The organism is Novosphingobium sp. BL-S-19 (assembly GCF_055521675.1).
Genome location: NZ_CM145498.1, coordinates 1,574,258 through 1,599,968, shown reverse-complemented (window position 1 = coordinate 1,599,968; position 25,711 = coordinate 1,574,258). Strand labels below are relative to the sequence as shown.

The 25,711-nt window shown below is 60.0% G+C and carries 23 protein-coding genes and 1 pseudogene; 11 read left to right on the top strand and 13 right to left on the bottom strand.

Translation table 11 applies throughout. From position 1 onward, the window contains the following. Positions 1-2: 2 nt before the first annotated feature. Complete coding sequence (locus ACZ1JV_RS15760; RefSeq protein WP_465152297.1) at positions 3-929, top strand: NAD(P)/FAD-dependent oxidoreductase; 927 nt, start codon at positions 3-5, stop codon at positions 927-929. 611 nt (positions 930-1,540) lie between these two features. Here ACZ1JV_RS15760 and ACZ1JV_RS15755 read toward each other — a convergent pair. Further along, positions 1,541-2,848: a glycosyltransferase family 4 protein gene (locus ACZ1JV_RS15755; protein WP_465152296.1), complete on the bottom strand. Its 1,308-nt coding sequence runs from the start codon at positions 2,846-2,848 to the stop codon at positions 1,541-1,543. A gap of 72 nt (positions 2,849-2,920) precedes the next feature. Then, complete coding sequence (locus tag ACZ1JV_RS15750) at positions 2,921-4,036, bottom strand: DNA topoisomerase IB (protein ID WP_465152295.1); 1,116 nt, start codon at positions 4,034-4,036, stop codon at positions 2,921-2,923. A gap of 935 nt (positions 4,037-4,971) precedes the next feature. Here ACZ1JV_RS15750 and ACZ1JV_RS15745 point away from each other — a divergent pair. Further along, positions 4,972-5,175: a hypothetical protein gene (locus tag ACZ1JV_RS15745; protein WP_465152294.1), complete on the top strand. Its 204-nt coding sequence runs from the start codon at positions 4,972-4,974 to the stop codon at positions 5,173-5,175. Positions 5,176-5,391: 216 nt separating this feature from the next. Here the strand turns inward: ACZ1JV_RS15745 and ACZ1JV_RS15740 are convergent, their stop codons facing one another. Continuing rightward, positions 5,392-6,642, bottom strand: a complete 1,251-nt coding sequence (locus tag ACZ1JV_RS15740) for a DUF763 domain-containing protein (protein ID WP_465152293.1) — start codon at positions 6,640-6,642, stop codon at positions 5,392-5,394. 629 nt (positions 6,643-7,271) lie between these two features. Between ACZ1JV_RS15740 and xth the strand changes: the two genes are divergently transcribed. Both xth and ACZ1JV_RS15730 read left to right on the top strand, forming a co-directional pair. Further along, positions 7,272-8,075 carry an exodeoxyribonuclease III gene (xth, locus tag ACZ1JV_RS15735; RefSeq protein WP_465152292.1) on the top strand — a complete coding sequence of 268 codons (804 nt, stop codon included), beginning with the start codon at positions 7,272-7,274 and terminating at the stop codon, positions 8,073-8,075. 66 nt (positions 8,076-8,141) lie between these two features. Then, entirely contained in the window at positions 8,142-8,555 is a 414-nt protein-coding gene (locus tag ACZ1JV_RS15730) for a cupin (protein WP_465152291.1), read from the top strand. A 55-nt stretch (positions 8,556-8,610) separates the two neighbouring features. On the opposite strand, the gene ligD is transcribed toward ACZ1JV_RS15730, so the two are convergent. Continuing rightward, complete coding sequence (gene ligD, locus ACZ1JV_RS15725; protein WP_465152290.1) at positions 8,611-11,121, bottom strand: DNA ligase D; 2,511 nt, start codon at positions 11,119-11,121, stop codon at positions 8,611-8,613. A 65-nt stretch (positions 11,122-11,186) separates the two neighbouring features. Next, complete coding sequence (locus ACZ1JV_RS15720; RefSeq protein WP_465152289.1) at positions 11,187-12,128, bottom strand: N-acetyltransferase family protein; 942 nt, start codon at positions 12,126-12,128, stop codon at positions 11,187-11,189. A 39-nt stretch (positions 12,129-12,167) separates the two neighbouring features. On the opposite strand from ACZ1JV_RS15720, the gene ACZ1JV_RS15715 reads away from it, so the two are divergent. Continuing rightward, positions 12,168-12,509, top strand: coding sequence for a KTSC domain-containing protein (locus tag ACZ1JV_RS15715; RefSeq protein ID WP_465152288.1), 342 nt, complete (start codon positions 12,168-12,170; stop codon positions 12,507-12,509). Positions 12,510-12,513: 4 nt separating this feature from the next. On the opposite strand, the gene ACZ1JV_RS15710 is transcribed toward ACZ1JV_RS15715, so the two are convergent. The 4 genes from ACZ1JV_RS15710 to ACZ1JV_RS15695 all read right to left on the bottom strand — a co-directional run bounded on the left by ACZ1JV_RS15710 (position 12,514) and on the right by ACZ1JV_RS15695 (position 16,002). Further along, positions 12,514-12,774 carry a hypothetical protein gene (locus ACZ1JV_RS15710; protein WP_465138035.1) on the bottom strand — a complete coding sequence of 87 codons (261 nt, stop codon included), beginning with the start codon at positions 12,772-12,774 and terminating at the stop codon, positions 12,514-12,516. A gap of 3 nt (positions 12,775-12,777) precedes the next feature. After that, positions 12,778-13,683 carry a non-homologous end joining protein Ku gene (gene ku / locus ACZ1JV_RS15705; RefSeq protein WP_465152287.1) on the bottom strand — a complete coding sequence of 302 codons (906 nt, stop codon included), beginning with the start codon at positions 13,681-13,683 and terminating at the stop codon, positions 12,778-12,780. Between the two features lie 227 nt (positions 13,684-13,910). Beyond that, on the bottom strand, positions 13,911-14,924 hold the full coding sequence (locus tag ACZ1JV_RS15700) for an NAD(P)H-hydrate dehydratase (RefSeq protein WP_465152286.1): 1,014 nt from the start codon (positions 14,922-14,924) through the stop codon (positions 13,911-13,913). Further along, positions 14,917-16,002, bottom strand: a complete 1,086-nt coding sequence (locus tag ACZ1JV_RS15695) for a histidine phosphatase family protein (RefSeq protein WP_465152285.1) — start codon at positions 16,000-16,002, stop codon at positions 14,917-14,919. Before ACZ1JV_RS15695 ends, ACZ1JV_RS15700 begins: the two co-directional genes overlap by 8 nt. 78 nt (positions 16,003-16,080) lie before the next feature. Here ACZ1JV_RS15695 and ACZ1JV_RS15690 point away from each other — a divergent pair, with 78 nt between their 5' ends. Genes ACZ1JV_RS15690 through ACZ1JV_RS15680 form a run of 3 tightly spaced genes read left to right on the top strand, consistent with a single transcriptional unit; the run spans position 16,081 to position 16,952 of the window. Further along, positions 16,081-16,587 (top strand): hemerythrin domain-containing protein, encoded by a 507-nt coding sequence (locus ACZ1JV_RS15690; RefSeq protein ID WP_465152284.1) that lies wholly within the window; start codon positions 16,081-16,083, stop codon positions 16,585-16,587. A 12-nt stretch (positions 16,588-16,599) separates the two neighbouring features. Then, entirely contained in the window at positions 16,600-16,782 is a 183-nt protein-coding gene (locus tag ACZ1JV_RS15685; RefSeq protein ID WP_465152283.1) for a hypothetical protein, read from the top strand. Continuing rightward, positions 16,779-16,952 (top strand): hypothetical protein, encoded by a 174-nt coding sequence (locus ACZ1JV_RS15680; protein WP_465152282.1) that lies wholly within the window; start codon positions 16,779-16,781, stop codon positions 16,950-16,952. Before ACZ1JV_RS15685 ends, ACZ1JV_RS15680 begins: the two co-directional genes overlap by 4 nt. Positions 16,953-16,980: 28 nt before the next feature. Here ACZ1JV_RS15680 and ACZ1JV_RS15675 read toward each other — a convergent pair. Beyond that, positions 16,981-17,295 (bottom strand): annotated as a pseudogene (locus ACZ1JV_RS15675) (DUF6766 family protein). A 63-nt stretch (positions 17,296-17,358) separates the two neighbouring features. Next, positions 17,359-18,270 (bottom strand): class I SAM-dependent methyltransferase, encoded by a 912-nt coding sequence (locus tag ACZ1JV_RS15670; RefSeq protein WP_465152281.1) that lies wholly within the window; start codon positions 18,268-18,270, stop codon positions 17,359-17,361. A gap of 189 nt (positions 18,271-18,459) precedes the next feature. On the opposite strand from ACZ1JV_RS15670, the gene ACZ1JV_RS15665 reads away from it, so the two are divergent. From ACZ1JV_RS15665 to ACZ1JV_RS15655, 3 genes are all read left to right on the top strand, one after another. Then, entirely contained in the window at positions 18,460-19,068 is a 609-nt protein-coding gene (locus ACZ1JV_RS15665) for a flavodoxin family protein (RefSeq protein ID WP_465152280.1), read from the top strand. 505 nt (positions 19,069-19,573) lie between these two features. Next, a complete protein-coding gene (locus ACZ1JV_RS15660) occupies positions 19,574-19,963 on the top strand; it encodes a cysteine hydrolase family protein (protein ID WP_465152279.1) in 390 nt (129 codons plus the stop codon). Further along, entirely contained in the window at positions 19,960-21,537 is a 1,578-nt protein-coding gene (locus tag ACZ1JV_RS15655) for a PAS domain S-box protein (RefSeq protein ID WP_465152278.1), read from the top strand. The genes ACZ1JV_RS15660 and ACZ1JV_RS15655 overlap by 4 nt, the downstream gene beginning before the upstream one ends. 35 nt (positions 21,538-21,572) lie before the next feature. Here the strand turns inward: ACZ1JV_RS15655 and ACZ1JV_RS15650 are convergent, their stop codons facing one another. Then, a complete protein-coding gene (locus ACZ1JV_RS15650) occupies positions 21,573-22,466 on the bottom strand; it encodes an SDR family oxidoreductase (protein ID WP_465152277.1) in 894 nt (297 codons plus the stop codon). Positions 22,467-23,750: 1,284 nt separating this feature from the next. Then, complete coding sequence (locus ACZ1JV_RS15645; protein ID WP_465152276.1) at positions 23,751-25,694, bottom strand: sulfatase-like hydrolase/transferase; 1,944 nt, start codon at positions 25,692-25,694, stop codon at positions 23,751-23,753. Positions 25,695-25,711 lie beyond the last annotated feature (17 nt).

Genomic DNA, 25,711 nt, shown 5'->3' with positions numbered 1-25,711 from the left:
GCATGTCGGACGCCCGGAGCGCCCCTTCCGATTGCCTGATTGTCGGCGCGGGCCCGGCCGGCCTTACCGCAGCGATCTATCTGGCGCGCTTCCGTTTACGCGTGGAAATCGTCGATGCTGGCAAGAGCCGAGCTGCCTTGATCCCGCGCACACACAATCATGCCGGCTATCCTGGCGGCATTCCTGGCCGCGAGTTGCTTTCACTCATGCGCAAGCAGGCCTCGGAGTTCGGTGCGAGCGCCCGTGCGGGACTGGTCGAAAGGATCGAGCGAAAAGGCGAGCTTTTTATCGCCCGCATCGGCGATGAAACCCTGCATGCACGCACCGTCCTCCTGGCGACGGGTGTCGTGAACAATCCGCCCAGGATGGCTCCAGAGATCCATGACGCCGCGCTGGCTCGCGGACTCTTGCGCTATTGCCCAATTTGCGATGGCTATGAGGTGACCGACAAGAAGATCGGCGTGATCGGCTCGCGCGCGCGCGGTCATAACGAGGCGTTGTTTCTCCGGATGTATTCGAGGGACGTGACGCTCATCGCACCCGAGGGCGGCCACACGCTTAGCAAGGAAGAATTGGTCCAGCTAAAGAAAGCTGGCATCGTCTTGCGGGACGGTCCATGCGCGCCGCTACGCATCGAAGGCGAGACGATCCTGGTTCCGGTGCCCGGCGAAACCCTCGCTTTCGACACGGTCTATCCCGCGCTGGGATCTGTTATCCGCTCAGAACTTGCCGTAATGCTGGGCGCGGAAGCGACCGAAGACGGTTGTCTCGTTGTCGACGCCCACCAGCGGACCAGCCTGCCGGGCCTCTATGCGGCCGGCGATGTCGCCAAGGGCCTCGATCAGATCAGTCATGCGATGGGGGAAGCCGGCGTCGCGGCGACGACCATTCGAAACGATCTCGCCGCCAAGCAACCGCTGCTGCGCTGAGCGTGCTCGGCAGTGAGTTCGCCCTCGCCGGCATCCCATTCGTTGTGGGCATTGCGCCAATTTGCCAGCCCCACTTCTATTACGACATAACCGCTGGCATCTGCGGCTAAATGCCTAACCGGACAGTTACGTCGGGCGCGAACCAGCAGAAATCAGGCCATAGGCACAGCAGGGCGGGGCCCCTCGCCTGATCTTCGAGCAACTCGATGAGCTAGGTGTCGGGCGCCCGAGATCGCGCGCATGACGGCCGCCGCATCCTGCAACGTACGCATTGCGGTGTCTGCCGCGCGCATTGGACAGGCTAAAAGCGATCCCAACCACCTTGGCGTCATCAGCGCCGAACGCCCGAAAAAGAGTTCCGGACAGCATCACGCAGGATCGGCAGCCGGGCACGGCCATCTTGCTCGCACCCATGAATTCTTCGGAGACATGTCGCGAACCAGCGTTGCGGGGACAATCCATGGTTCAAGCCGCTCAAGGGACCAGTCATCGTCGCAGGGCTCGTGCTGAAACACGACAACACTCTGCGCTGCAACGTGGTTCCGTCTATGGCGCTTCTATCCGACCTTGGGGGAATGCTGCGGTGTCGGATTGATCATGCACTGAACTGGTCAGCGGCAGCGCAGAGCCGCCGAGCCGGATTCTGCCGCAATCCTTTCATAAACCTGCGCATCGCGGGCGGCGACTGCCGAAGCCTGCTCCCCGGCCGCTTTGTTGATGAGGTCTGCGCTCGCCTGCGCGAAGCGCGACCATATTGTCGACCGGCCTCGCGCATAGGCGCGTTCCTTCAACTCGGCCAGAGAATATGGGCGATCGAGAAGATCGTTGACTGCCGCCGATATGGCAGATGGTTTTTCTGGCGGGACGATGCAGCCAACCCCGTTGGCGAGTAGCTCGCGGGCGTGGATATAGGGTGTGGAAACGACAGCCTTGCCGAGAGCTACAGCGTAGCTCAGCGTGCCGGACGTCGACTGCTGGAGGTTAGGATAGGGGGTGAGATAAATGTCGCAGGCCTCGATCTGATCGAGCAGTTCCTCAGTGTCGACAAAGCGATTGTCCCATTGCACATTGTCTTCGACCCCGAGCTCCGAGACCCGCGTTTCGAGGAGTTTTCGGTATGCCTCGCCCTGCTCGCGGAGGAGATTGGGATGCGTGGCACCGACAATCCGGTAGAGCACATCGGGATGCGCGGCGGTAATCGCCGGCAACGCTTCGATCGCATGCTCGAGGCCCTTGCCCGGCCCCAATAGACCAAATGTCATGAGAACGGGGCGACCTGCTACGCCGAGGCGCGCTTTGAACCCCGCCTCTCGGCCAAAGGGTCGGTCGGGAGCTCCGTGGGGAATCATCGTGATACGATCCGGCGAAAAACCATACAGCTCGGTGAGAAGGCTGCGACCATGCTCTGACATGACCATGGCTTGGTCGGTACGCGCCAGAATATGTCCGAGGACTTCACGCTGACCAGCGGATGGCTGAGAGAGTATCGTATGGAAGGTGACGATGAGCGGTACCTCGATCCGGTCGACCAGTTCGGTCACGAGAATTCCGTCGGGCCCGCCGAAGATGCCGTACTCGTGTTGAAGCCAGACGGCATCGACGCCGGAACGGTTGATCTGCCGGGCCGCTTTCCGGTAGCTCTCCGGTTCGTCAACGTTGATGAGGTTGACGCGATCGCCGTAGAGCGGTGCCGCCTCGTGCAGGTCGAGTGCATAGACGTCGAAACTCGTGCGAGGATAAAAAGTCTCGACTTTCGTCTTGAGGTCCTCGGTAAATGTCGCAATGCCGCATTTACGCGGTGCGTATGTGCCAATCACGGCAACATTGAAGCTTGTGTTGTCGGGTTTCGGCAAGAAAGATTTCTGGCCCAACGATGTGAATGGGACCAGCTGAGAGAAAGCGTTCTGTGAATTGATCATGCCGTCACCGTGATGGAGGGTTCGAACAATAAACGGACGGGGCAGCCGCGCGTTCCACAGCCCTGCCGCGTTTCAAAGTGCGGGGATCTTGGGCTTGTCCGCGAGGCGACGTTGCAGAAAAGCGAGGACCACTGCCTCCTCGGGGCGAAGCCGGGACAATTCGTCCCGCAGCTCTTTTTCGACCGCGTCCCGTGCCTCAAGCACGAGTTCGTCGCTCAAGTAGCTGTCAAACACCTCTGGGTGAATGTAGCATTTTCGGCAGACCGTCGGCGTGTTGCCTAGGCGCGAGGCCACCGCTTCGATAGCCGCGCGCACGTTTCGCTTGGCGGCGGCCTCGTTATCCACCTTTTCGTATTCGGCAAGAGCCAGCGCAGCGAGCACCGTGCCATTCCAGGTACGGAAGTCCTTCGCTGTGATGTCTGCCCCTGAGATTTCTTTCAGATAGCTGTTGATATCGTTCGAGGTGACTTCGTACTGCTCGCCGTCCTCGCCGATGTACTGGAAGAGATGCTGGCCCGGCAGGTCCTGGCTAGCCTTCACAATCTTCGCGATGCGCCGGTCCCTGAGCCTTAGCTTCCACTGCTTGCCGCTCTTGCCCTTGAAGTTGAAACGAAGCTCCGCCCCTTCGACCGCGACATGGCGGTCCTGGAGCGTCGTAAGCCCGTAGCTCCTGTTCTGCTTGACATAGTCCGCGTTGCCAACGCGGATCATCGTGGTTTCTAGCAGGTGGACGACCGCAGCCAGAACCTTCTCGCGTGGCAGACCGCGCTTCTGGAGATCGGCGTCAATCCTCTCGCGCACGGCTGGCAGGGCTTTGGCAAAATCGAGCATGTGCTCGTACTTCGTGCTGTCGCGCACCTCGCGAAACTTGGCGTGGTAGCGATACTGCTTGCGGCCCTTGGCGTCGCGGCCGGTCGCCTGGATATGGCCATTGGGTTTGGCGCAAATCCACACATCCGTGTATGCCGGGGGGATTGCCAGCGATGCAATGCGTTTCAGGGTCTTGTCGTCCTTGACGACGTTACCGCGCGGATCGCGGTAGCGAAACCTGCCGCGATACGTTTGGCGGCTCATCCCGGGGGTGTCATCAGTGACATAGACAAGGCCCGCGTATTCCGCCGCCTCCTGCGCATCGACGATAATTCCTGCCTCGCCGGCATGGGCCGGCGCGTCCTCTCGCGTTTTCATACCGCCTGAATCGCACGAAGCCGGATCGCGTTCCCCGACCTCGGAACATGCATCTGCTCGTCACGGTCCTTCATAATATCCCTGGCGCCGGAGAATTTATCCACGTGCCGGCGTGCCCGGGCGCGGATGGACTTAAGGCAGCCTGGCCTATGACTGCGCCGATGTGCGGTGATTCAAGCGCACAAAAGAAATCTATACGCAGGTTGACGTTAAGCAGACTGAGTTTTTATCGCATCGAGAATACCGCTCATGACCTTGGAGCTCTTGGGCTGGCCGCTTTCCCATGCGGTCTATGTCCCAGCAATTCTCCGGCAGCATGCGGGCCGCTCCATGATGGTGCATCTCCAATCCTCGATGCATCTCGTTTTTCCCAGTTAACAGACTTTACTTGGATGCTGCCCCTGCAGGGATGCAGGCACACATCACTACCGACCGCGGAACGAGAAAATGACCTCGCGCCTGGACCAGCAACTAGGCGATGGCCGCTGCTGACCAAGGCTCCCGGCGAATGTCGAACCAATCAGGATAGCCGACGCATGGCCAGGTGATTGGCCACGCATTTCGCGGCAAAGATACCGTCGGGGGCGTTTTCCCGAGCAACGGTCGCTACCCTAATACCCCCTCACTTGAGTCTTGATTCGAATCGCCATTCTGAAGATATTTCAACCGACAGGTCACCCCTGTCGCGACGAGGAGAGTTGGAAGAAAGGAGGCAACGCAATGTCCCTCTCCAAATTTTTTCATCCCTTCGAATTCATGGAACATCCCCAGCTTGAGCCCGAGGTAAAGCGCGCGATCCTTGCATCGTGGGCATCGGACGCCTCTGCCGTGGAAGGTCAACCAGATCTGAGGCGACCGCCAGGCGCTTCGGAACCAGTTCGGTTCGACGACATTATGTCCGCCATGCGCACACTTGATAATCGCGAGGCATGATCATGGCAGACAAACTGTTCAGCCTGCTGCGCAAAGAACGAGAACGCCTTGAGCTCGCTATCCAGCGCGCTGAAGCACGGGGTGAGTCTGGTAAGCCGGACGTGCGCCGGCTAAAAGCCCTGCACCGTGCCGTGAATGATCAAATCCAGAGTTGGATGCTTGATCTTTACGGCGATGATCTCGACACCTTGCGGACAGCGGCGTGACCGGAAGGGATCGGAAGCGAAGCTTCCGATCCTTTTCTTTGGCTACTCGGCGGCGTCCACCCTTGATTGTTGACACCTGGAAATGCCCGGCCTGTTCAGGCTCGATGACGCCATGTCCAACACTCTATGACCTCTCGCTCATCACAGATAGAAGTCGGCCAACATGGGTCATTCTCGGTGGACGTTTACGCCTCTCGGATTCCTTCTCGGCGGCAATCAACACCCGCTGATAGCCGCGGCCTCTTCACTTGGGAGTTCCCATCCGAACACACTTCGGCCACCGTATTCATGCGATCGTGTGCGTTCCTCGGCGAGGTAATCGTCAACAGATGGGCCCGAAGCGGTTGCCTCAAGTCTCCGCGCCTGCGCATCTAGCCGCCGGATTGCTGCCAATTCTTCGCCGTGCCCGAGCCTGGCCCTGCGCACCGCAGACTTCATTACCGCAATCGTATGGTCGTACACGTTCGTGGGCACCGGATAAGGATGTCTATCCTTGCCGCCGTGCGCGAGGGAGAATCGAGCCGGATCGCTGAAGCGGCACGGCGCGCCGTGAACGACTTCCGCCACCATAGCCAGCGAACGAACCGTTCGTGCTCCCACTCCTGGAACCAGCAGTAATTCGGAAAAATCCTTGGGACCGAGATCCGCCGCAGCTGCAAGGGCACCATGCAATCGCCGCTCAATCACATTTTCGGGACGAACATCGTGATGGTCCGGCATGATCAGATGAGGAAGAAGGCCTTGTTCCGGTGCGGCCCTGGGCGTCATGCGCCGCAATTCGCGCAAGATCCCGTCCGGCCCGTTCGATCCCAGGAGCTCCAGTTGCCCGCTGCGCGAGGCTGCCGCGCGGCGATCGGCAAGGTTGACGATTTGGCCACCGCCTCGCCCCTCTATCGCCGCATGAGGAGCGTCGACAAAATCCTGGATGCCTTCGCTCAGCCAGTGATAACGTCGAGCCTGCCGCCGATCAGCATTCATGCCTTGCTGCACAATCACCCACCGCCCGTCGTCAGCGACGATGAAGCCGTGCAGGTACAAGTCGAAGCCATCCTGAAGCGCCGCGCTGTCCACTTTGGCGACCAGACGACTGGTGGCAGCGAGGGCAGCACCGTCGATACCGGTGCGTTCCCCCACTAGCACCAACTCATCAGGCGTTTTGCGGCTGTGCTTGCCCCTGCCGCCGCAGACATGAATGCCAAGCTCACCCGACAATGGCGCCAGTCCGCGCTTCAATGCGCCAATAACGCTGGTTGTGATGCCTGAGGAATGCCAGTCCATTCCCATCACCGCACCGAACGACTGAAACCAGAAGGGATGGGACAAACGGCGAAGGAATTCATCGCGGCCATACTCGATCACGATGGCCTGGGCGATAACGGCGCCCAATCGGGACATGCGTTCGCCCAGCCATGCGGGAACCTTGCCGCCGTGCAGGGGAAGGTCGGCGCTGCCGCCGCGCCGGCTCAAGAGTTCTTTCCCGTCGGCAGATGGCTGGTCACGGGCTGGCTTGGAAAGCGGGCTGACGATGGAAAAGCGATCATGGTCGGGATGCTAGCACACGCCGAACATAATATGAACATATGGGTAAAGCCCGCCGTCCCCCGAACAAACACCGTATCGTGCGGAACGGGAGAAGCCTCGCATCCGTTGACCATGCGAGGGCAAAAAAGGCGAGCGTCATGGCAAATACGAAAAACACTTATCCGATCCGGGACAAGTCTGATCATGATCATGAGCGTGCCGCTCCCGGTCAGGACACCGGAGGTACCGGCGGCGTTGGAGCCCGGCCGAGCGAAAACCATGGCGGCCGGGCAGCGAAGGATATTCCGCTCGACACCAGAACCGGTGTTCAGGCGGGGAGCTCTCGCGGCAAGCCCAGCCAATAAGGAACGTTTTCAACAAATCAGTGGGCGACTGGGAGAGCGTTCACCAGGAAGGACGGCGAGCACTCCGATCGCTGCGCCTGGCAGCCAGGTGGAACTTAAGACGATCAATCGGCCCCGCCTTCTCGATCGCCAGCGCTGACGGGGTTTTGGAAGGCGAAGAATTCCAGGCACTTTCCAGATGGGCGGCCGCAGCCAGGAGCGACGAGACTTGTGAAAATCGCAACCTACAACGTCAACGGCGTCAACGGGCGGCTACCCGTGCTCTTGCGCTGGCTTGAGCTTTCGGAACCGGACATCGTCTGTCTGCAGGAACTGAAGGCACCGCAGGACAGGTTCCCAGATGCTGCGATTACGGCTGCGGGCTACAAGGCCATCTGGCATGGACAGAGCCGCTGGAACGGCGTCGCGATCCTCAGCAGGATCGGTAATATTCACGAAACCCGTCGCGGGCTTCCTGGCGACCCAAATGATGAGCAGAGCCGCTACATAGAAGCGGCGATCAATGGAGCGCTCATCGCCTGCCTCTACCTTCCCAATGGCAATCCGAGGCCGAGCGCCAAATTCGAATTCAAATTGAGATGGTTTGAGCGTTTGAGCGATCGTCTTGCCGAGCTTGTCGCGCTGGACGCTCCGGTGATTGTTGCGGGAGACTTCAACGTTATGCCGACGGATCTCGATGTTTACGCGCCCGAGCGCTGGCGTGACGATGCCCTTTTTGCACCGGAAGTGAGAGCGGCTTACGCCGGGTTGCTCCAGCAGGGATGGACCGACGCGCTACGGCATCTTCATCCGGACGAGGCCATATACACGTTCTGGAAATACTGGCGCGGCGCCTTCGAGCGCGACGCGGGTCTCAGGATCGATCATGTCCTCCTCAACCCGGCTGCAGCCAAGCTGCTGGTGGCGGCCGAGGTGGACCGACGAGCACGCGGCTGGGAAAAGACCAGTGATCATGCGCCGGTATGGATCCAGCTCACCGATAAGCCCGTTCGCAGGACTCGGCGCAAAGCTTAGGAGCATCCCATCAACCCGGAGAAATTCCTGCTCGCCCCCAATGACTGGTTGCCCAACAATCAAGGATTGCCGGTACTGATCTACCGAAGCGTGGAAAGCGGTGCGCCGCAACAAATCGCCGACGCCTTCGAAAAGCGCTTCGCAGAGCATGGTTGGCCGCCGAAATGGCGGGACACCATATTCGACTATCATCACTATCACTCGACCGCCCACGAGGCATTGGGCGTCGCGAGCGGCCGCGCCTCCCCGATATTGGGCGGGCCAGGCGCGCTGATCGTGAACGTAGTAGCGGGCGACGCACTCGTATTGCCGGTCGGCACCGGCCATTGCCTGATCGAGGCCAGCGAAGATTTCCTGGTCGTGGGGGCCTACCCTGAGGGACAGGATTGGACCATTTGCCAGGGCCCGCCATCGAAGGATGCGCTCGAGCGCATCCAGACGATGCTCGCAGCAAAACACGATCCCGTTATTGGCGGTTGATAGCGAAGCGGCACTAACAGCAATCGTCCGGCTTCAGTTCTGCAGGTCCCGATTTTTACAGGTCGGGTAGAATCTGGTCGGCGCGGCCCCAATGAGCGAGATTCTTCGACGCCGCGCGCTTCACCATCTCGGCGCCGTCGCCGATATGCCAGCGCGAAGGACTGTCGATGTCGCGCAGTTCCTCCCAGGTCACCGGCACGGCGATCGGCGCAAATTCGCGGCTTCGGGCGCTATAGGGCATGACCGCTGTCGCGCCGCGCTGATTGCGCAAGTAGTCGATAAATATCCTTCCCGTACGCTTGGCTTTTGCAAGGGCGGCGGTGAAGCGTTCGGGGTCTGCCTGGGAAAGCGCCAGGGCAAAGCGGTGGGCGAAGTCTTTCACCTCGGGCCATTCGGCCGAGGGAGTGAGCGGAGCGATGACATGGACGCCCTTCCCGCCCGTGACAATCGGAAAGGTGGTCAGCCCCATCTGGGCAAGCAAGTCCCGGACGTGAAATGCGGCTGAAACGACGTCCTTGAAATCCAGCCCCTCGTCGGGATCGAGATCGAATACGAGCCTATCGGCTTTTTCGATATCCTCGATCCGCGCGCCCCAGCCATGAAACTCGATCGTACCCATCTGAACACAGGTGAGAAGCCCCGCCGGCGTATCGACAAACAGGTACGCCTCTTCGTGCCCGTCTTTCTCGCGAATACCGATCTGCTTGACCTCGCTACCAAAGCTTCCGGCATCATGTTTCTGGAAAAAGCACTTCTTGGCTCGGCCCTGCGGACAGCGGACCAGGCTTATTGGCCTGCTTCCCGCCCATGGCAGCATGATTGGCGCGACGATCTCATAATAATCCGCAAGCTGGCCTTTGGTGAGCTTTCCCTCCGGGAAAATCACACGCTCCCGGTTGCTGATGCGCACGGCGTCTGTCGCCGGAGCGATCGCGGCGGCCACCGGCGCCTCGGTCTCGAGAACGATCGCTTCGGGCTTCTTGTCTTCGCGCAGGCCGAGATAGCTTGGATGGCGAAGGACGCCTTCATCGGTAAACTCGATATAGGCGATTTCGGCCACCAGCTTCGGCTCGATCCAGTGAGCGGAACGAACGGCGGCGCGCGGCGCTTTGACCGTTGCCTCCTTGCGCTCGAGGGGTGCCATGATCTCCATCAATCGGTCGATCTCATCGCCGGTGAAGCCGGTGCCGACCTTGCCGGCGTATCGCAACTTGCCGTTTTCATTGACGCCCAGCAGAAGCGAGCGAAATCCGCGCTGTTTGTCGGACGGCGTCCAACCCACGATCACGAACTCCTGACGGCGAATGCACTTGGTCTTGACCCAGCTGCCGCTGCGCGAGCCGCTGTAGCGCGTGTCGATGCGCTTCGAGATTACGCCTTCGAGCCCTGCGCTGCAGAAGCTGGCAAGAAGCTTCTCGCCATTACCGACGATATGATCCGAATAGCGAAGTCGGCCTCCGCCCTTGCCGATCAGCGCAGCGAGCTTCTCCTTGCGTTCAATGAGCGGGAGACCGGTCAGATCCTCGCCATCGAGTTCGAGAAGATCGAACGCGAAATAATCGATGGCCTCGGGGTTTGCCTTGAGTGCCGCTTGCAGGGCCTGAAAGCTGGTGCGCCCGTCGGGAAGGGTGACGACCGCCTCGCCGTCTATGAGCGCGCTGCGGGCTCCAAGCTTCTGCGCCTCGGCAATGAGCGCTGCGAAACGGTCCGACCAATCGAGACCCGATCGAGTATACGCTCGTCCTTCACCCCCGCCGAGGGCGAGAAGCGTGCGGTAGCCGTCGTATTTAAGTTCATGAAGCCAGCGGCCGCCGGGTGGGACACGGTCGACCAGGGCGGCGAGTTGCACGGGTTGGAAGGGTGGGGGCGAGCTCGCTTTCCTGCCTCGGCCCGGCCCGGCACGATCCCGATTGGGAGCCGCAACGGATTTCCGGTTTTTCGCGTTACGCTTCGGGCCGGCTTTGCCCGCAGCTATCTCCTCCATGGTGCGGCCGGTATCCATGCTGGTGAGGTGGGTGCCGGTCAGGTCATCCGACCCGCCTGCAAATTCATCCTGCACCTTGCGCAATATCCAGTTTTCTCCCTTCTCCTTGCCGCGCGGCTTGAGGCGGAAAAGGATCCATTCGCCCTGCATGCGGCGGCCATGCAGGACGAAATGGAGGTGGCCTTCGGGCAGGGTCTCGCGGGGATCCTTGCCTGGAATCGTTTCCCAAGTGCCATTGTCCCACAGCATCACGGTGCCGCCGCCATACTCGCCTTTGGGGATCGTTCCTTCGAAGCGCGCGTAATCGAGCGGATGGTCCTCGGTGCGGACTGCGAGACGCTTGTCGTCGGGATTGGTGCTCGGCCCCCGCGTAACCGCCCAACTTACCAGCACGCCGTCCAGTTCGAGCCGGAAGTCAAAGTGAAGGCGCGATGCCGCGTGTTTTTGAACGACAAAACCGTTGCCGCTTGTGGGGCCAGTCGCCCCGGAAGGCTCTGCGGTACGCGAAAAATCACGTTTCTCGCGATATTTTCCGAGACGCTCCTCCGCCTGCGTATGCTTTGTCTTGAGGGCTCGTGCCATGTCGGTTCCGATCGATATGCCAGTTAATCGATGCGGAGCCGAACTCGTTCCCTCGCTGCCCTTCCCTATTCGTCGAGGTCGCGGACAAAACGATAGCTTGTTTGTTCAAAGCCGAGCGAGCGAAAGAAATTGTGACTGTTATTGATCGCGATATCGCTAAGCGCCTCGACCTGCTTGCATCCAGCCTTCGCCAGCGCTTTCTGCGCCGCGGCCAGCATGGCCGTTGCAATGCCCCGCCGCCGATGCGCTTTATCGACGACAAGGACGGTCAGGCGGCCCAGCGCACCGCGATGGACAGAGGGAATGATTGACCACTGGCAGAAGCCGATCACCTTGCCGAGCTCGGCGACGATCAACCCGGCCTTCGCCTTTCGGACCATGGCCAGATTTGCTTCCACCTCGCTTGGCTCAATCGCCACCCCGGAAAGCTGATTGAGCAGCGCCGCCAGTTCCTCGCTATCGGCGGTGGCAGCTAAACGCACAACCAGCACTGGGTCGGGTACGGGTACAGGTGAGGACTCGTTCCTTGATCTGGGCTTTTCGGTGGGACGGGATAGTTTCTCTTGCGCCGGTCCGGATTGGGGAACTAGCCTCAAAGCCGGTTTTGGGCGGGTTCCACCTGCTAGGTCCTTTTTGCCAGGCGGCGGATTATCCGCACCAGACGCCGCCCGCCGGCGCAGGCGCTGCCCGGAGCGCCGCCGAACAGGTGCATCTTCATCGTCGGGCTCGGGTTTCGGAGGCTTTTTCGGCGGTCGTGGGCGCTGCTGCGTCGTCTCAGCGGATTGCTTCCATGTGCCAAACTCGCTTTCGCGCAGGAAGTCCTCGATATCCTGCGCGCTCGCGGTTAGCCCGTTTTCGCCGAAACCAAGAAGGGCATTTCCACTTTCATCAGCCAGCCCATACTTCCCGTAGTCACCGACGCCGGGTTTGCGCCGCCGGGAGCGCAGCAGCTTCAGCCCGCGATGCTGCGCCATCGCGCGCAGCTGATCGTCGCTTGCCGACGCCATTTACTGGAAATCCGCGGCGACTAGCCCGAAGTAGGATTTTTGCCGACTTTCGAACTCAGCATTGGCCGTCTTCCCGGCAATGCAGTCGGATCGTGGCTGAGCCGGGAACGAGCCGCTGCCCCGTGCGCTCGGTATGATATGCGCACGCATTGTTTTTCTCAGTCCTCGATCATCGATCAAATCGCCTACGACGACGAGGCAGGGACCCTCAGGATCTCGTTCTACCAGACCGGCGATTATCTTTATTACGACGTGCCTGCATCGCTCTTTGAGGCGTTCTGCGGAGCGCCCTCTGCGGGGACATTCTTCAACGCGCGTATCAAGGACCATTTCCGGCACCTGCGAAATCCCGGGCGCAAGCGCTTCGGGCCAAATGGCTGAGCGATCAGGCTTCACCGAGTGCACGATAAACCGACATCAGATGCCGCGATGCCACCGCGCGGGCGCGCGGCGAGCGGATGGTCTCCTCATTTGCCTCGTGCAGCATGGCAAGCATGTCGAGCACCTCCTGTCTCGGCATGCCTGTCTCGCGAAGATGCGTGCCGATCAGTGTCAGGAGGTTGGCCCAAAGCGTTATCGCCCCTTCGGCAAAAGCGGCATCATCGTCCCCAAGCGCAGGGGCGGGATGGTCGAGGCTTTCCGTCACGGCTCAGGCCCGCTTGCGCGTCGATGGCTTCGCAGCCGATTTGGTGGCCGGTTTCTTGGAGGCGGCCTTCGCAGTTTTCTTAGCGGCTGGCTTCTTGGCAGTCGTTTTGGTCGCCGCCCTGCCCGTGCTGCCGAGCGAGTTTTTGAGCGCCGCCATCAGATCGACGACGTTCGAGCCGCGCGGATCCTTGCCGCTGTCGTCGGAATCGATGTTGAGCGTCTTGCCCTTCTTTTTTCGCTCGATGAGCTCTTTCAGGGCATCGGCATAGCGATCGTGAAATTCGGCTGCGTCGAATTTGCCGGTTTTCTTGTCGATCAGCGTCGTGGCCAGGTCGAGTAACTCCTCGTCGGGATCCGTATCGCCGATGTCGCGAAAATAGCTCGTCGCCTTGTTGACCTCGTCGGCGTAGCGCAGCGTCTCCATCACCATGCCGCGTCCGCAGGCCTTGATGCTGACGACGTACTCCCGGCCGCGCATGGCGAGTTGGCCCAGCCCTATCTTACGGGTGCGCCGCAGCGCTTCGCGAAGGACGATGAACGCCTCCTCCGCCAGATCGTCGGCCGGCACGACGTAATAGGGCTTTTCGAAATAGATCATATCGACGTCATGCGCATCGACGAACTGAGTCAGCTCAAGCGTCTTCTTGCTCTCGAGCTTGACGCCCTCGATCTCCTTCTCGTCAAGCAGGACATACTCTCCCTTGGCATACTCAAACCCTTTGACGATGTCCTCGACGTCCACAGGACCGATGCCGGGCACGACCTTTTCATATTTGATACGCTGTCCCGACGGCTCGTGGATTTGATTGAAGGCAATTGTAGCGCCGCTCTTTGTTGCGGAGTAAATCTCAACAGGGATCGAAACGAGCGCCAGGCGGATCTGGCCTTTCCAGTATGGACGTGCAGCCATCTGTCCTCTCCTTCGGGCAGACTCCTTTAATTCGCGGGCCGCCGCGTCGTTCCGGAGGTTTCGAGAGTGGAATACCGCATCTGCTTCCTCGCCTCGGCATTGCCTGGAGAAATAGAAGCTTATCTTCCACCCGAGAGGGTTATCGGGTGCTGAGCCGGCGACCATTCATTTTCGTTGGTCGCATTTCAGGCGCGTAAACCGCGGAAAATAGATGGTCCGGACAGAAGTCATCTGGCTCTGGACGTTGCTTTCGACTTGGTTGCATCGTCATTGGGGCGATTTGCATCGTTCGGAACGCCTCTTGCGCTCGGCGCTGATGCCATTAGCCGAGGTATTACAGTCAACAGTTCGCGGGCGAGGTAGCCCACCGGCCCGGTCGCCTCCGCACAGTGTCGGCCGGCCTCTCCATGAACCCAGACTGCCCAGAGCGCGGCTTCCAGCGGGGGCAGGCCCCGAGAAAGCAACGCGCCTGCAATTCCTGCCAGCACATCGCCGGATCCGCCGGTCGCAAGCCCGACATTCCCGCCGCTGTACACGAAACATGGGCCTGCCGGGTCCACGATCAGCGTGGTGGCGCCCTTCAGTACGACGACGGCATTGAAGCGAGCCGCTGCCTCGCGTGTGGCGGCGACCCTGTCACGCTCGACATTGGCAGCTTCGCGCTCCAGTAGGGCCGCCATCTCGCCGATGTGCGGCGTGATCACGCTCGGTGTCGCGCGTTCCCGCAAGCTCACTTCGTGATCGCCCAGCGTCATGAGGGCTGAGGCATCGATCACCAGCCCCCCTTCCCCGGCAATCGAACCCGAGCCGGCCCGGCAATCCGCCATCGCATCGAGCACTGCCTCCAGCAGACGCGAGGCATGGCGCTCGCATGTCATCGCCGGCCCGACGACGACCGCGTCGCAGCGCGTCAGATGAGGTGCGAGCACATCGGCTTTGACGTCAATCTCGCCGGTCAATCCCTCGGGTAGCGACAACATGGCAGCTTCGGGAAACATCGTGCCGATGGGAATGACGGCAGACGCTATGGTGGCAATTCGCACCTTGCCCGCGCCCGCCCGCAAGGCCGCCTCCGCCGTCAACCGAATGCCGCCCGGAACCTGCAGGCAGCCGCCTATAACTAGCACTCGCCCACGCGCGTTCTTGTCGACGCCGTCTGAGGGCATCGGCACGGGATGCGCCCGCAGCCAGGGGGCGTCGAGCGGGGCGCACTTCGCCTCTTCTTCGACCGGCTCAGCCACGGGCTGCAATCATGGGATCAGGCTCATGCGTGGCCTGGGTGCCTTCGCGCTCCAGCGGGGCGACGACATTATAGCGTTCCAGCACGAGCCGCCCGGCCTGCGGATCGAAACGGTATTGGGTGACGCTGCAATTGGCCACGTCCCCTTCCGCATCGATCGCGAGGATTTCCTTTTCGCTCAGGTTCTCCAAAACATAGCGCAAGCACAGCACCACCACTTGGTGGGCAATGATCATGACCCGCTGCCCGGCATAGTGCAGCGAAACCGTATCCAGAAGTGCACGAAGGCGGAAAATCACGTCTACCCAACTCTCGCCGCCGGGCGGACGGTGGTAGAACTTGCCCAGCACCTTGCGGAAATTCGCCTGCTCCGGCTGCAATTCGCGAATGCCGACAGTGGTGAGCCCGTCGAGTATCCCGAATTCCTTTTCCCGCAGCCGCTCGTCAAGACAGATCCTGAGCTCGGATCCGCAGCCCCCCGCCTCGCGGAAGATTTCGCCGGTCTGAAGCGCGCGCAAGTAAGGGCTCGAGAGGATCACTTCTGGACGCAGGCCCTCCTCGCCTTGCGCAAACCAATGCCCCAACGCTCGCGCCTGATCCATGCCAAGAGGGGAGAGGGGCACATCGACATCCCGATGATCGAGCGCGATGCGCGGCATTCCGTTCGCATGTGCCATATCGCGCGCGACATTGCCGGCACTCTGGCCATGGCGAATAAGCCAGAGCGCGCTGGGCCAACGCTGGGATTGTCGTGCCGGGCTGTCCATCATCGATAAACGGAGGCCTTTCAGGGTAGTTCCACATTGAGCCCTATCTTGTGGCAAAGCTTCGGCCATGTGCCGTGGCAGCGTGTGGCGGAGCTTGCGCAAAATGGCTTTGTCCCACTCTTCCACGCTCGTGGGTCCCCGCAACGCATCAAACGACGTTCCCGCCCGATCGGCCACCGAACCTGAGTTAATTATCGCGCCGCTGAAATAAAATCCAAAGCGTCGCCAAGATGTTCTCTCCAAAGCGATGAGAAACCTGCACAGCTTAGTTACATCGAGATCGGTAATGACGGCACTGGAAAGCTGACGCAAAGGCGCACTTAATTTTCCTGCTGGGAACGAGTCTGCCCGCGACGGACTTACCTAGGCATTCAGGCAACGGAGAATCCCATGACTCAGTTCACCGATGCAATTGCCTTGTTGAAAGCCGACCATCGGACTGTCGAAGAACTGTTCGAAAAATTCGAAGGAGCCCGCTCGGCTTCCCAGAAGAAATCCATTGCGCACCAGATCTGCGTAGAACTCAAGATCCATACGGCCATTGAAGAAGAAATTTTCTATCCGAGCTTTCGAGGCAAGATCGAGGACGACACTCTCGACGAGGCCTATGTCGAACACGATGGTGCGAAAATTCTGATCAATGACATCGAGGCCGCCGCGCCGGACGACAGCTTCTTTGCAGCCAAGGTCAAGGTGCTGTCGGAAGAGATCAAGCACCATGTCCACGAGGAGGAAATGCCCTCCGAAGGCATGTTCGCGCAGTGTCGCAAAACAGACGTCGATCTCGTTGAACTGCGGGACCGTATGTTGGCACGCAAAACCGAACTCTTGGCGATGGCGAAATCGGGCGGATTGCCGGCAGCCAAGCCCACTGCCGTCAATCTTGTCACCGCATGAAGGAGTGACCTGATGGACGATAACGCCAGCAAGCGGGGCCCCTTGGGCGATGCCCGTCCCGACGCAGTCGATCCCCGTCGCCAGGAAGAAGGTCCGCTCAAGCCCGAAAAGGTGGAAGACCGACCAAACGTGGGAGCAGTCAAGCCTGAGGACTACCCGGAAGACCAGCGCGCCAAAGTCGCTGACAAGCCATGAAGAAGCCCGATCAACCGAGCGAGCGGCGGCTGGGCCGTGCGGGCATTTTCGTGGTCGCGGTTATCCTCGCGGTCATCGTCCTGGTTTTTGCCGGTCGCAACATCTGGCACGCAGAAAAGCTCGGCCAGGATCAGGAAACTGGCGTCAAGGAACAGAATGGCCTCAACTGAGGGTATCGCCGCTCCCTCCGCTTCCAGATCAATTCCCGGTCTTGGCGTGGGGAGCGGCGACAGGTTTCGATTCCTGGGACTCCCGCTGGTGCAGATAGATAGACAGCACCACCAGCACCGCAGTCGAGAAAAACTCGCTTTGTCAGTTCTGGAACAATTCGAACCACAGCTGCGGATCGAAAAGATATTCGAGGAGTGTGGACGGCGCTTGGCCATGGGATAGCGCCTCCTCTGCGGCCACGTGCGCGCTTTGGGTCGAGTGGATCACGAAAGGGATCACGAACAACGCTCCAGAGCCATCCCCCGAGAACGGGCGTAAAGCGCACGCCAGACGTGGCCCCATGTGAGGATCTCGGGCGCACCGGACGTGTTGCCCAGTAGGGCCAGCTCGGCACCGTGCGGCGACTCATCCGAATCTTTCGATTCCGCTGATCACTTCTGAACAAGAAATGCAGTGAGAATAACGCAGGCCTGTATTTGCAGGTATCCGCTCTCCCAGTTCTCGAATACCGACGAGAGAAACTGCGGGCTGCGAGCATAGCCCCAAATATTGTCCGCATGCTGCCCGTGGCGCATCGCTTCTTCGATCGCCACCCTCCAGCCGGTAAGCCACCGACCCAGAATGCTGAATGCAAAGAGCACCAGCAAAACGAACGTAAGGCCGATATTCTTCAGAAAGGCAGGCATTACGCGATCTCACTCCCACCAATGATTGTAAGTGGGGACGAAACCTTGGATTGCTGGCCCAATACAGATGGCATGGAGGAATATTACGCCATTCGTACCGGCTGCGAACCGAATAGAAGTACCGTCTCAGCAGCGGCTTCACGCTGGTTCTCATCTGATATGCGGCAAAAATGCCCTGCGGGCTCAGAATCGACGCGCTAGCCTCGGCGATTTGTGCGCCAACGGCATGATCCAGCGTCGAGAATGGAAGTCCTGAGACAACGCAATCCACTTGCGAAAGGCCGTGATCGCTCAATATTTTTGCAACGTCCTGGGCGAGGCCGCGCACTACGGAAAGGCGCGGGTCACGTATGGAACTTTGCAAGTGTTCCACGAATTCGCCGCCTGGCTCGATCGCGATCAGGCGAGACCCGCGGCGCATCCGCACCAGGGCCGCTGAGGTAAAACGTCCGGTTCCGGGGCCGAACTCCACCAGAACCCCTATCCTCGGCCAGTTTAGCGGCTCGAATACCCGGTCGACCAGACGTACCGTTGCAGGGAACGCCGATCCGACCTTCGCAGGATCCCGAATAAATTCGGCAAACGCGATCCGTGCGCTGCTTTTCGCTGAAGGCCATGGCTTGGTCGGCATCGGCTTTCCTCTTCAGCCACATGCGATTTCAACCGGCGGCAAGGCCTTGCGGTTCCAAAGGCTGACGGCCTTCACAAACCGGGATGGTGCGAGTTCTGCCGCCCAATTTGCCGCGAACCCATCAGCCAGCCAGACGTTGGACTATCAACAGCGACTTTTTGCGGGATGTCGCCTCCAAGGAGAACGTCGATGGCGCTCAAGGCTCTGGCTATCAATTGCACGCTGAAATCCAATCCGGATGAAGCATCATCAAGCGACGCGATGATCTCGGTTCTCAAGAGGGCCTTCGCCGAACAACAGGTGACCATCACCGAAACCGTCCGTGTCACCGCACTCAACATCCTGCCCGGCGTCACCTCCGACGAGGGAGAAGGTGACGACTGGCCCGCGCTTCGCGAGAAGATCCTCGCGCATGATATTCTGATTTTCGGCGGACCGATCTGGATGGGACAGATCGGCAGCATTGCCAAACGCGTGCTCGAACGCATGGATGCGTTTCTCGATGAAACTGACGAGGCCGGACGTATGCCGAGCTATGGCAAAGTCGCAGTCGCGGCAATCGTCGGAAACGAGGACGGCGCGCATTTTTCCTCCGCCCAGCTTTTCCAGGCACTCAACGATGTCGGTTGGACAATCCCTGCGGTAGCCGCATGCTATTGGGTGGGCGAAGCGATGGGCTCCACCGACTTCAAGGACCTGGAAGACACACCTGAAATGGTCGCGAAGACAGCGAAAATGGTGGCCGGGAATGCAGCCCACCTTGCAGGACTTTTAAAGGCTGCCCCCTACCCCGGATAGCGAATGGAAGCTTTGAAGTCCGCAAGGCTTGGGCGCGAAAGGACTTTCCATATGACGGATAGCAAGGACAAGGATGTCGCGGCAGGCATCGGCGCAATCGTCAAGGGCTATGCGAACGGCTTGCCGGAGAAATTGTTCCCCGCCCCGATCTCGTCGTTGAGGGAGAAAAGGAGTAGACTGAGGGCCTGCGTCACATCCGCCGGTCGCGGCAGAAAACAGCGGAACAAAAACCTGACTCACTTCGCGGATGAGCCAAGCAGTGCCCGATCCCTTGCCCGAACAGCGAACCGGAGTGCATATGGAACACCCTGCGACAGGTACCGCCCTGTTGATCATGGACATGATCAACTGCTTCGACTTTCGGGGTGCGGAAACACTCGTGCTCGGGCAAGGACAATCGTACCGGCCATCGGAGGCCTCATCGGGCAATGCAATGCGCTCGATTATCTGGTCATCTATGTGAACGACAATTTCGGTGAATGGCATTCGGACCGTTCCGCGTTGATTGATCGCGCATTGGAACGACACAATCCGATCGCCAAAAAATCTCCGCCCACGGGACAAGGATTATTTCATCCTCAAACCGCAGTTCTCCGGGTTTTACGCGACGAACCTGCTCGTGTCGCTGCCCAAGCTCGGCGTCACGCGCTTGGTGCTGACCGGGATCGCGACAGATATCTGCATTTTGATCACCGCTGCTGACGCCCATATGAGAGATTACACCCTGTGGATTCCGGCCGATGCGGTCGCGGGCGAAGGCGACAACCGGCAAAAATGGGCGCTGGAGATCGCCAAAGTCTCCCGGCATGGGCACTTGCCTGCCATTGGAACGACGTTAAAATCGGAGCAATCGGGCGCGCTCGTGGAGTTATTTTTGGTCAGCGAAAGTCGATGATACAAGAATCGCCAGGTGATGACGAACGACACACCGTGTCCGCCGAGGTCCAGCGCCTGAGGCTGTTCAGCAGCATCGCGCAAACGGTCGCAGGAGATTTTGATCTGGAGGACTTGGTCCAAAAGGTCACCGATGCAGCCACTCAGGCGTCCGGCGGCAAGTTCGGTGCGTTCTTCTACAACCAGATTGACGACCAGGGCGAGATATACAGCCTTTACACACTTTCGGGCGTTTCTCGGTCTCACTTTGCCGGCTTTCCAATGCCGCGCAATACGGCGGTCTTCGCCCCGACTTTTGATGGAACCGGCGTGGTGCGGTCACAAGATATTCGCGCGGACCCGCGGTTTGGGTTTAATAGCCCGTACTTCGGAATGCCGAAGGGGCATCTGCCTGTAGTTAGCTATCTCGCTGTCCCGGTGATTTCCAGAAAGGGCGTCGTCCACGGCGGCCTCTTCATTGCACATGACAAGCCGGCTGTGTTCGATGAAGAAGCAGAGGAAGTCGTGAAGGCGATTGCCGCCCATGCCGCAATCGCCATCGACAACGCCGCACTTATTGCCGAAGCAAGAAAAGAAGCTGAGTTTCGCCGGGTCGCCCAGCACGCCAGCGCAAAACTCGCCGCGATCGTCGACAGTTCGGAAGACGCGATCGTCAGCAAATCGCTCGACGGCACGATCATGAGCTGGAATCAAAGTGCCCAGCGCCTCTTCGGATACACGGCTGACGAGGTGATTGGGCAGCCGATTACGTTGCTCATACCTGAGGATCGACTTCACGAAGAGAACGAGATTCTTGCCCGCATTCGCGTTGGCGAAAGAACCGAACATTTCGAGACTGTGCGCAGGCGAAAGGACGGATCGCCGATCCACGTTTCCCTTACTATTTCCCCCATCCGGGACGACGAAGGCAACGTCATCGGGGCGTCAAAGATAGCCCGTGACATCGGAGAGCGCGTCGAATCACAATCGCGACAGCGGCTGCTGATGGGGGAGATGGACCATCGCATCAAAAACCTGTTCGCGCTGGTTGGCAGCCTCGTTGCCATGAGCGCACGCAGTGCGGAGTCTGCCGACGAATTGGCTCGAACACTCCGCGAGCGCGTGTCTGCATTGGCACAAGCGCACAGCTTGACCATGCATTTTGAGGCGGATGCACCTGCACCGTCGATGGCCAGCCTCGCCGAACTGCTGCGTGCTATTTTGGCCCCGTATCGCTCCTCGCAATCTATTGAAGTGGTGGAAGCGGGTGAAGAAGTCTTGGTTGAAGGCCAGATGTTGAACACTCTGGCCCTCCTCCTCCACGAATATGCCACGAACGCTGCAAAATACGGCGCACTGTCTACGCCGTCGGGCGTTCTCAAGATTGACGTTGAAAGTTCCGATCAGGCGGTCCGTGTGACATGGCGCGAGCAAGGCGGTCCGGCCGTCTTGGAGGCGCCGATACGATCTGGTTTCGGCAGCAAACTCGAGGCAGCGAGCCTCGCGAGCCTCAATGCAACAGTTTCGAAATCATGGCACGCAGATGGGCTCTTCCTGGTGATGACAATTCCAGCCCAGCAAGGCCTGACGGCGTAGCGGACCGCCGCCGTACCGGGCCGCTACGTCATTACTCAGGCGATGCCGGCGCCGCCCGTGACGCCATAGACTTCTCCAGTAATGTAGCTGCCTTCCTGCGAGGCGAGGAGCACATAGACCGGCGCGATTTCAACAGGCTGCCCAGGACGGCCGAATTGGCTTTGCTCGCCGAATTTGGCGACCCTTTCCTTAGGCTGGCCGCCACTCGCCTGAAGCACGGTCCAGAACGGCCCTGGCGCAACCACATTGGCACGGATGCCCTTCTCGATCAGCTGTTTTGCTAGTGCCTTGGTGTAGGCAACGATGCCGGCCTTGGTTGTGGCGTAGTCCAGGAGGATATCCGAAGGCTCGTAGGCCTGCACCGAAGCGGTGGTGATGACGGATGCACCCGCCGGCAGGTGCGGAACGGCGGCCTGCGCGATCCAATGAAGCGCGTAAAGGTTGGTTTTGAGGGTCTTGTCGAAATCTTCAGAGCTGACCGCCCCGATGTCCTCTCGAAACTGCTGGCGCCCGGCGTTGATGACCAGAATGTCGAGCCCGCCAAGACCGTTCACTGCGTCTTCGACCAGCTGCCTGCTCCAGGCTTCGTTGGTGATGTCGCCGGGAAGAGCTACGGCAGTTCGGCCGTCCGCCTCGATGAGGCCAATGACTTCCTGAGCGTCCTGTTCTTCGCTCGGTAGATAGGCGATCGCGACATCGGCACCTTCACGGGCATAAGCAATCGCCGCTGCACGCCCGATCCCGGAATCACCGCCGGTGACGAGAGCCTTGCGGCCCTTGAGTTTGCCCGCGCCCACATAGCTTTCTTCCCCGTGGTCGGGCTTTGGATCCAACTTCGCGGCAATACCGGGCACCGGTTGCGGTTGCTCTGGGAACGGCGGCTTCGGGTACTGGGTGCGAGGATCTTGAACTGTGAGGCGGTCGGTCATCAAAGCTCCTGTCAGTCCAGTTAGGGCCGCTTTTTGAAAGCCGGCAGACAGGAAGCTAAGTTTGGAACGGCGTTTCGGTTCCAAGCCAGGGGGGAAACTCAAGGGGGGTGAGGCGGTTGGGTTCTAGATCAGGATGGGCTGACATTTCTCGTGACCCGGCCGCTACAGTCATACCTACTCGTGCTGCATTTTTCGCTTTAAGAGTTGGTAACGCGTGTCCCACAGCATTGGCGCCACCAGTCTAAACTCCCAACGCTTGCTGCATCCGTTTACAAAAAGCCCTATTGATATTTACGCAAGCCCTCTGCGCCAACTGAGTATTTCGCGGTTTCATGGACGGCAATCGCTATCCAAGCTCTTCATGAAAGCCAGCGAGGTTCACGAGCAATCGCCAAATCGCCCCGCGCGAACGGCAAGGTACCCGGAAACGAGTTGCGTGTCGTGATCCGGACTGACAGTCTCGTCGGCGACTGTCCACGGATACCCTTCGTACCGGTTGGAGCCCTGGATCAGGAGAAATCACCGATGCCGATAGAACGTGCAGCTAGGGCACTTGTGCATTCAGAAAGCGGGCACGATGACTGGGATTGCCTTGGCGCTGACCTAAAGGACGAGCTTTGCGAAAATGTTTGCGCTACGTTTGCCGCCGTGCGGGAAGCTACGCCGAAAATGCTCCTCGCGGGTCAGAACTGTCTTCGCAGACAGCTCGGCTGCAGCATCAGTCAGGACGACCTGCAAAAAGTCTGGTCAGCCATGGTTGATGCCCTGCTCGCAAGCCGGCCCAATCAAACACGACATTGAAGCGAGGGGGTACGAAAAGGCGGCTGGGGGGCATTCCCCGCAGAAAGTAGATACGCGTATGCTTCGCACCTTCGTCAGCCCCCATGAAGGCCCGGTTAGGGTGAACTTAACCGGGAAAACTGGTGGACAAACTAATAGGGCATAGCTCACGGCCGATGGAGATGTCCTAGTCGGCTACCGCCCCAATCCGGACGTTTGACGGCTCGCCCAGCAATCTTGGAACCTGCCGTACGCTAGAGATGGAAATCGGCCACCTCGATGGCGAAAGAGCCCAACAACCTGCAAAATATCTACCGACAACATGATTGATCCGTCGTCAGCGAGTTCCGCTGTGAGACACGGTGGAGCGGTTAGCATCCTGTGCGCGAAGGCCCCTGAGTGCGCGCGGCGACGAAAGCCGTCCGTTGAGGTCGAACTTCTCTCGAAGCTGCGCGGTTGTTACGCAGGATCGGGCAAACCCTAAGGCTGCCCGATCCTCTCCCGTCAGTCGTAAAGGCGGCCAGCCCCATCGGGGGTATCATGCTCGGGATCGGCGAAGATGTAGCCGCCCGGCGATTTCACCACCTTGCGCGGATCGTAGGTGCCTTCGAGCTTGTCGATCACATGGCGGGCGATCTTGCGCACGCCGCGATGATCCTCCTTGGCGGAACGGCGGATCGCGGGCAGGATCGGGCGGGCCTTCTCGCCGCAATATTCGATGGCGGCCAGAGCCTGAAGCCGCAGCGGTCCGTCGTCCTCGACATCAATGATGGTCCCGAGCGTAACCAGCGCATCATGGTCGTTCGCCTGACGGACCAGTGCTTCGCAGAGGACGATGCGCGTCGCCACCGAGGGATCGCCGAGCATCGCCGCCTTGATCGCGACCATGTGCGGCGCGGCGCGTTCCCCAGCGATCAGCAGGCCCATTGCTGCCCAATAGCGCATGACTTCGTTCTCGTGCCCGAGGCCTTCGAGGAACAGCTCCAGCGCCGGACTGCGGGATGCGGCAAGCGCCGCCATCTTCATTGCCTCGCGGATCGGGTAGACGCCCGGCGCCCGGCTGTTGACATAGCCCTCGGCCGCACAGGCTTCGGGGATCAGGCCATTGTCGTTGATCGCCAGCATCTGGGCGTCGAGCGCGCCGCGCAGTTCGTCGAGCTTGGCCAGATGCACTGCCTCTCCGACCAAGTTCGCAACCATGTGCGGATCGGTCGCCACGTCGTAGAGTTCTTCATAGGGTTTTTCGCCCCAGAAGCGATCCTGTACCGGGTTCAGCTTGCCTTCGAGATGCATGGCCTCCCAGTCCTGATATCCGGCCGCCTGCATCATGAATTCTACATGCTGCCCCCAGGGCCGATGCGGATTGTAGTTGCGGATATAGCGGAAGCGCGTGTCGGTGACGGTGCGGGTGAGGTCGTAGCGCTCATCCATGCGATCGCGCCCGCCGAAAGCGTATTGCTGTCGCTCACCCCGATGCGGCCCGAACAGCGCGCGGCCATGGACATGCGCGGGCGGCTGGATGCCGACCATCGACAGCACCGTGGGCATGAGATCGTTGAAGGTGACCGGATCGGTGACCTTGGTGCCCGGTTTCCATGGCGACAGATGCTGCCATTTGGGCGGCACGTAGACCACCAGGGCGCAGCGCAGGCCAAGGTCATAGCAGAAGCGTTTGCCGCGCGGCGTGATGCCGCCGTTGTCGGAATAGTAGAAGACGATGGTATCGTCGGCTAGGCCGGCGTCCTCGATTTCCTTGAGACGGGCAGCGAATTCACCGTCCATCTTCTCCATCGCATTGTAGAACGTCGTGAAATCGCGGCGGACGCCGGGGCTGTCGGGCAAGTATGGCGGGATTTTCTGGCCGACCATCTCGGGTGTGATCTTGCCGTCGAGCGGACGGAACAGGCAGCTTTCGTGCGTGGTGAAAGTGTTGAAGACTGAAAAGAACGGTTGACCAGGCCGCCGCTTGTTCCAGTGGGCTTTTTCACTGGATTCGTCCCACATATCCATCACGTAGTCGAACTGGGAGTTGTAGTTCTTCTTCTGGTTATTCGCGGTGTAATAGCCGAGATCCTTGAAGTACTCCGGATAGCCGCGCACGTAGCGGGGGAGCACCTCGTCGGTCGAGCCGAAATCCTCGGCGGAGCCGCAAGCGGCGGGATTCATTCCCGTCAGGATCGAAAAGCGCGACGGCCCGCACACCGGCGAAACGCAGTACGCCCGGTCGAACAGCACTCCCCTGCTCGCCAGCATGTCTATCGTCGGTGTGCGGGCCAGCGTATCGCCGTAGGCGCCGATGATCGGGAAATTGTCCTCGCTGGTGAACCACAGGAAATTGGGCATCTCGCCCTGCGCGGGCTTTTTTGCGGCTGCGGAAAGCGGGCCAGCAGCGGCCGCCGCTGCGCCGAGGGCGCCGGTGCGTAGGAGGGAGCGTCGGTCAAATGTCATGTCATGGCCTCTTATAC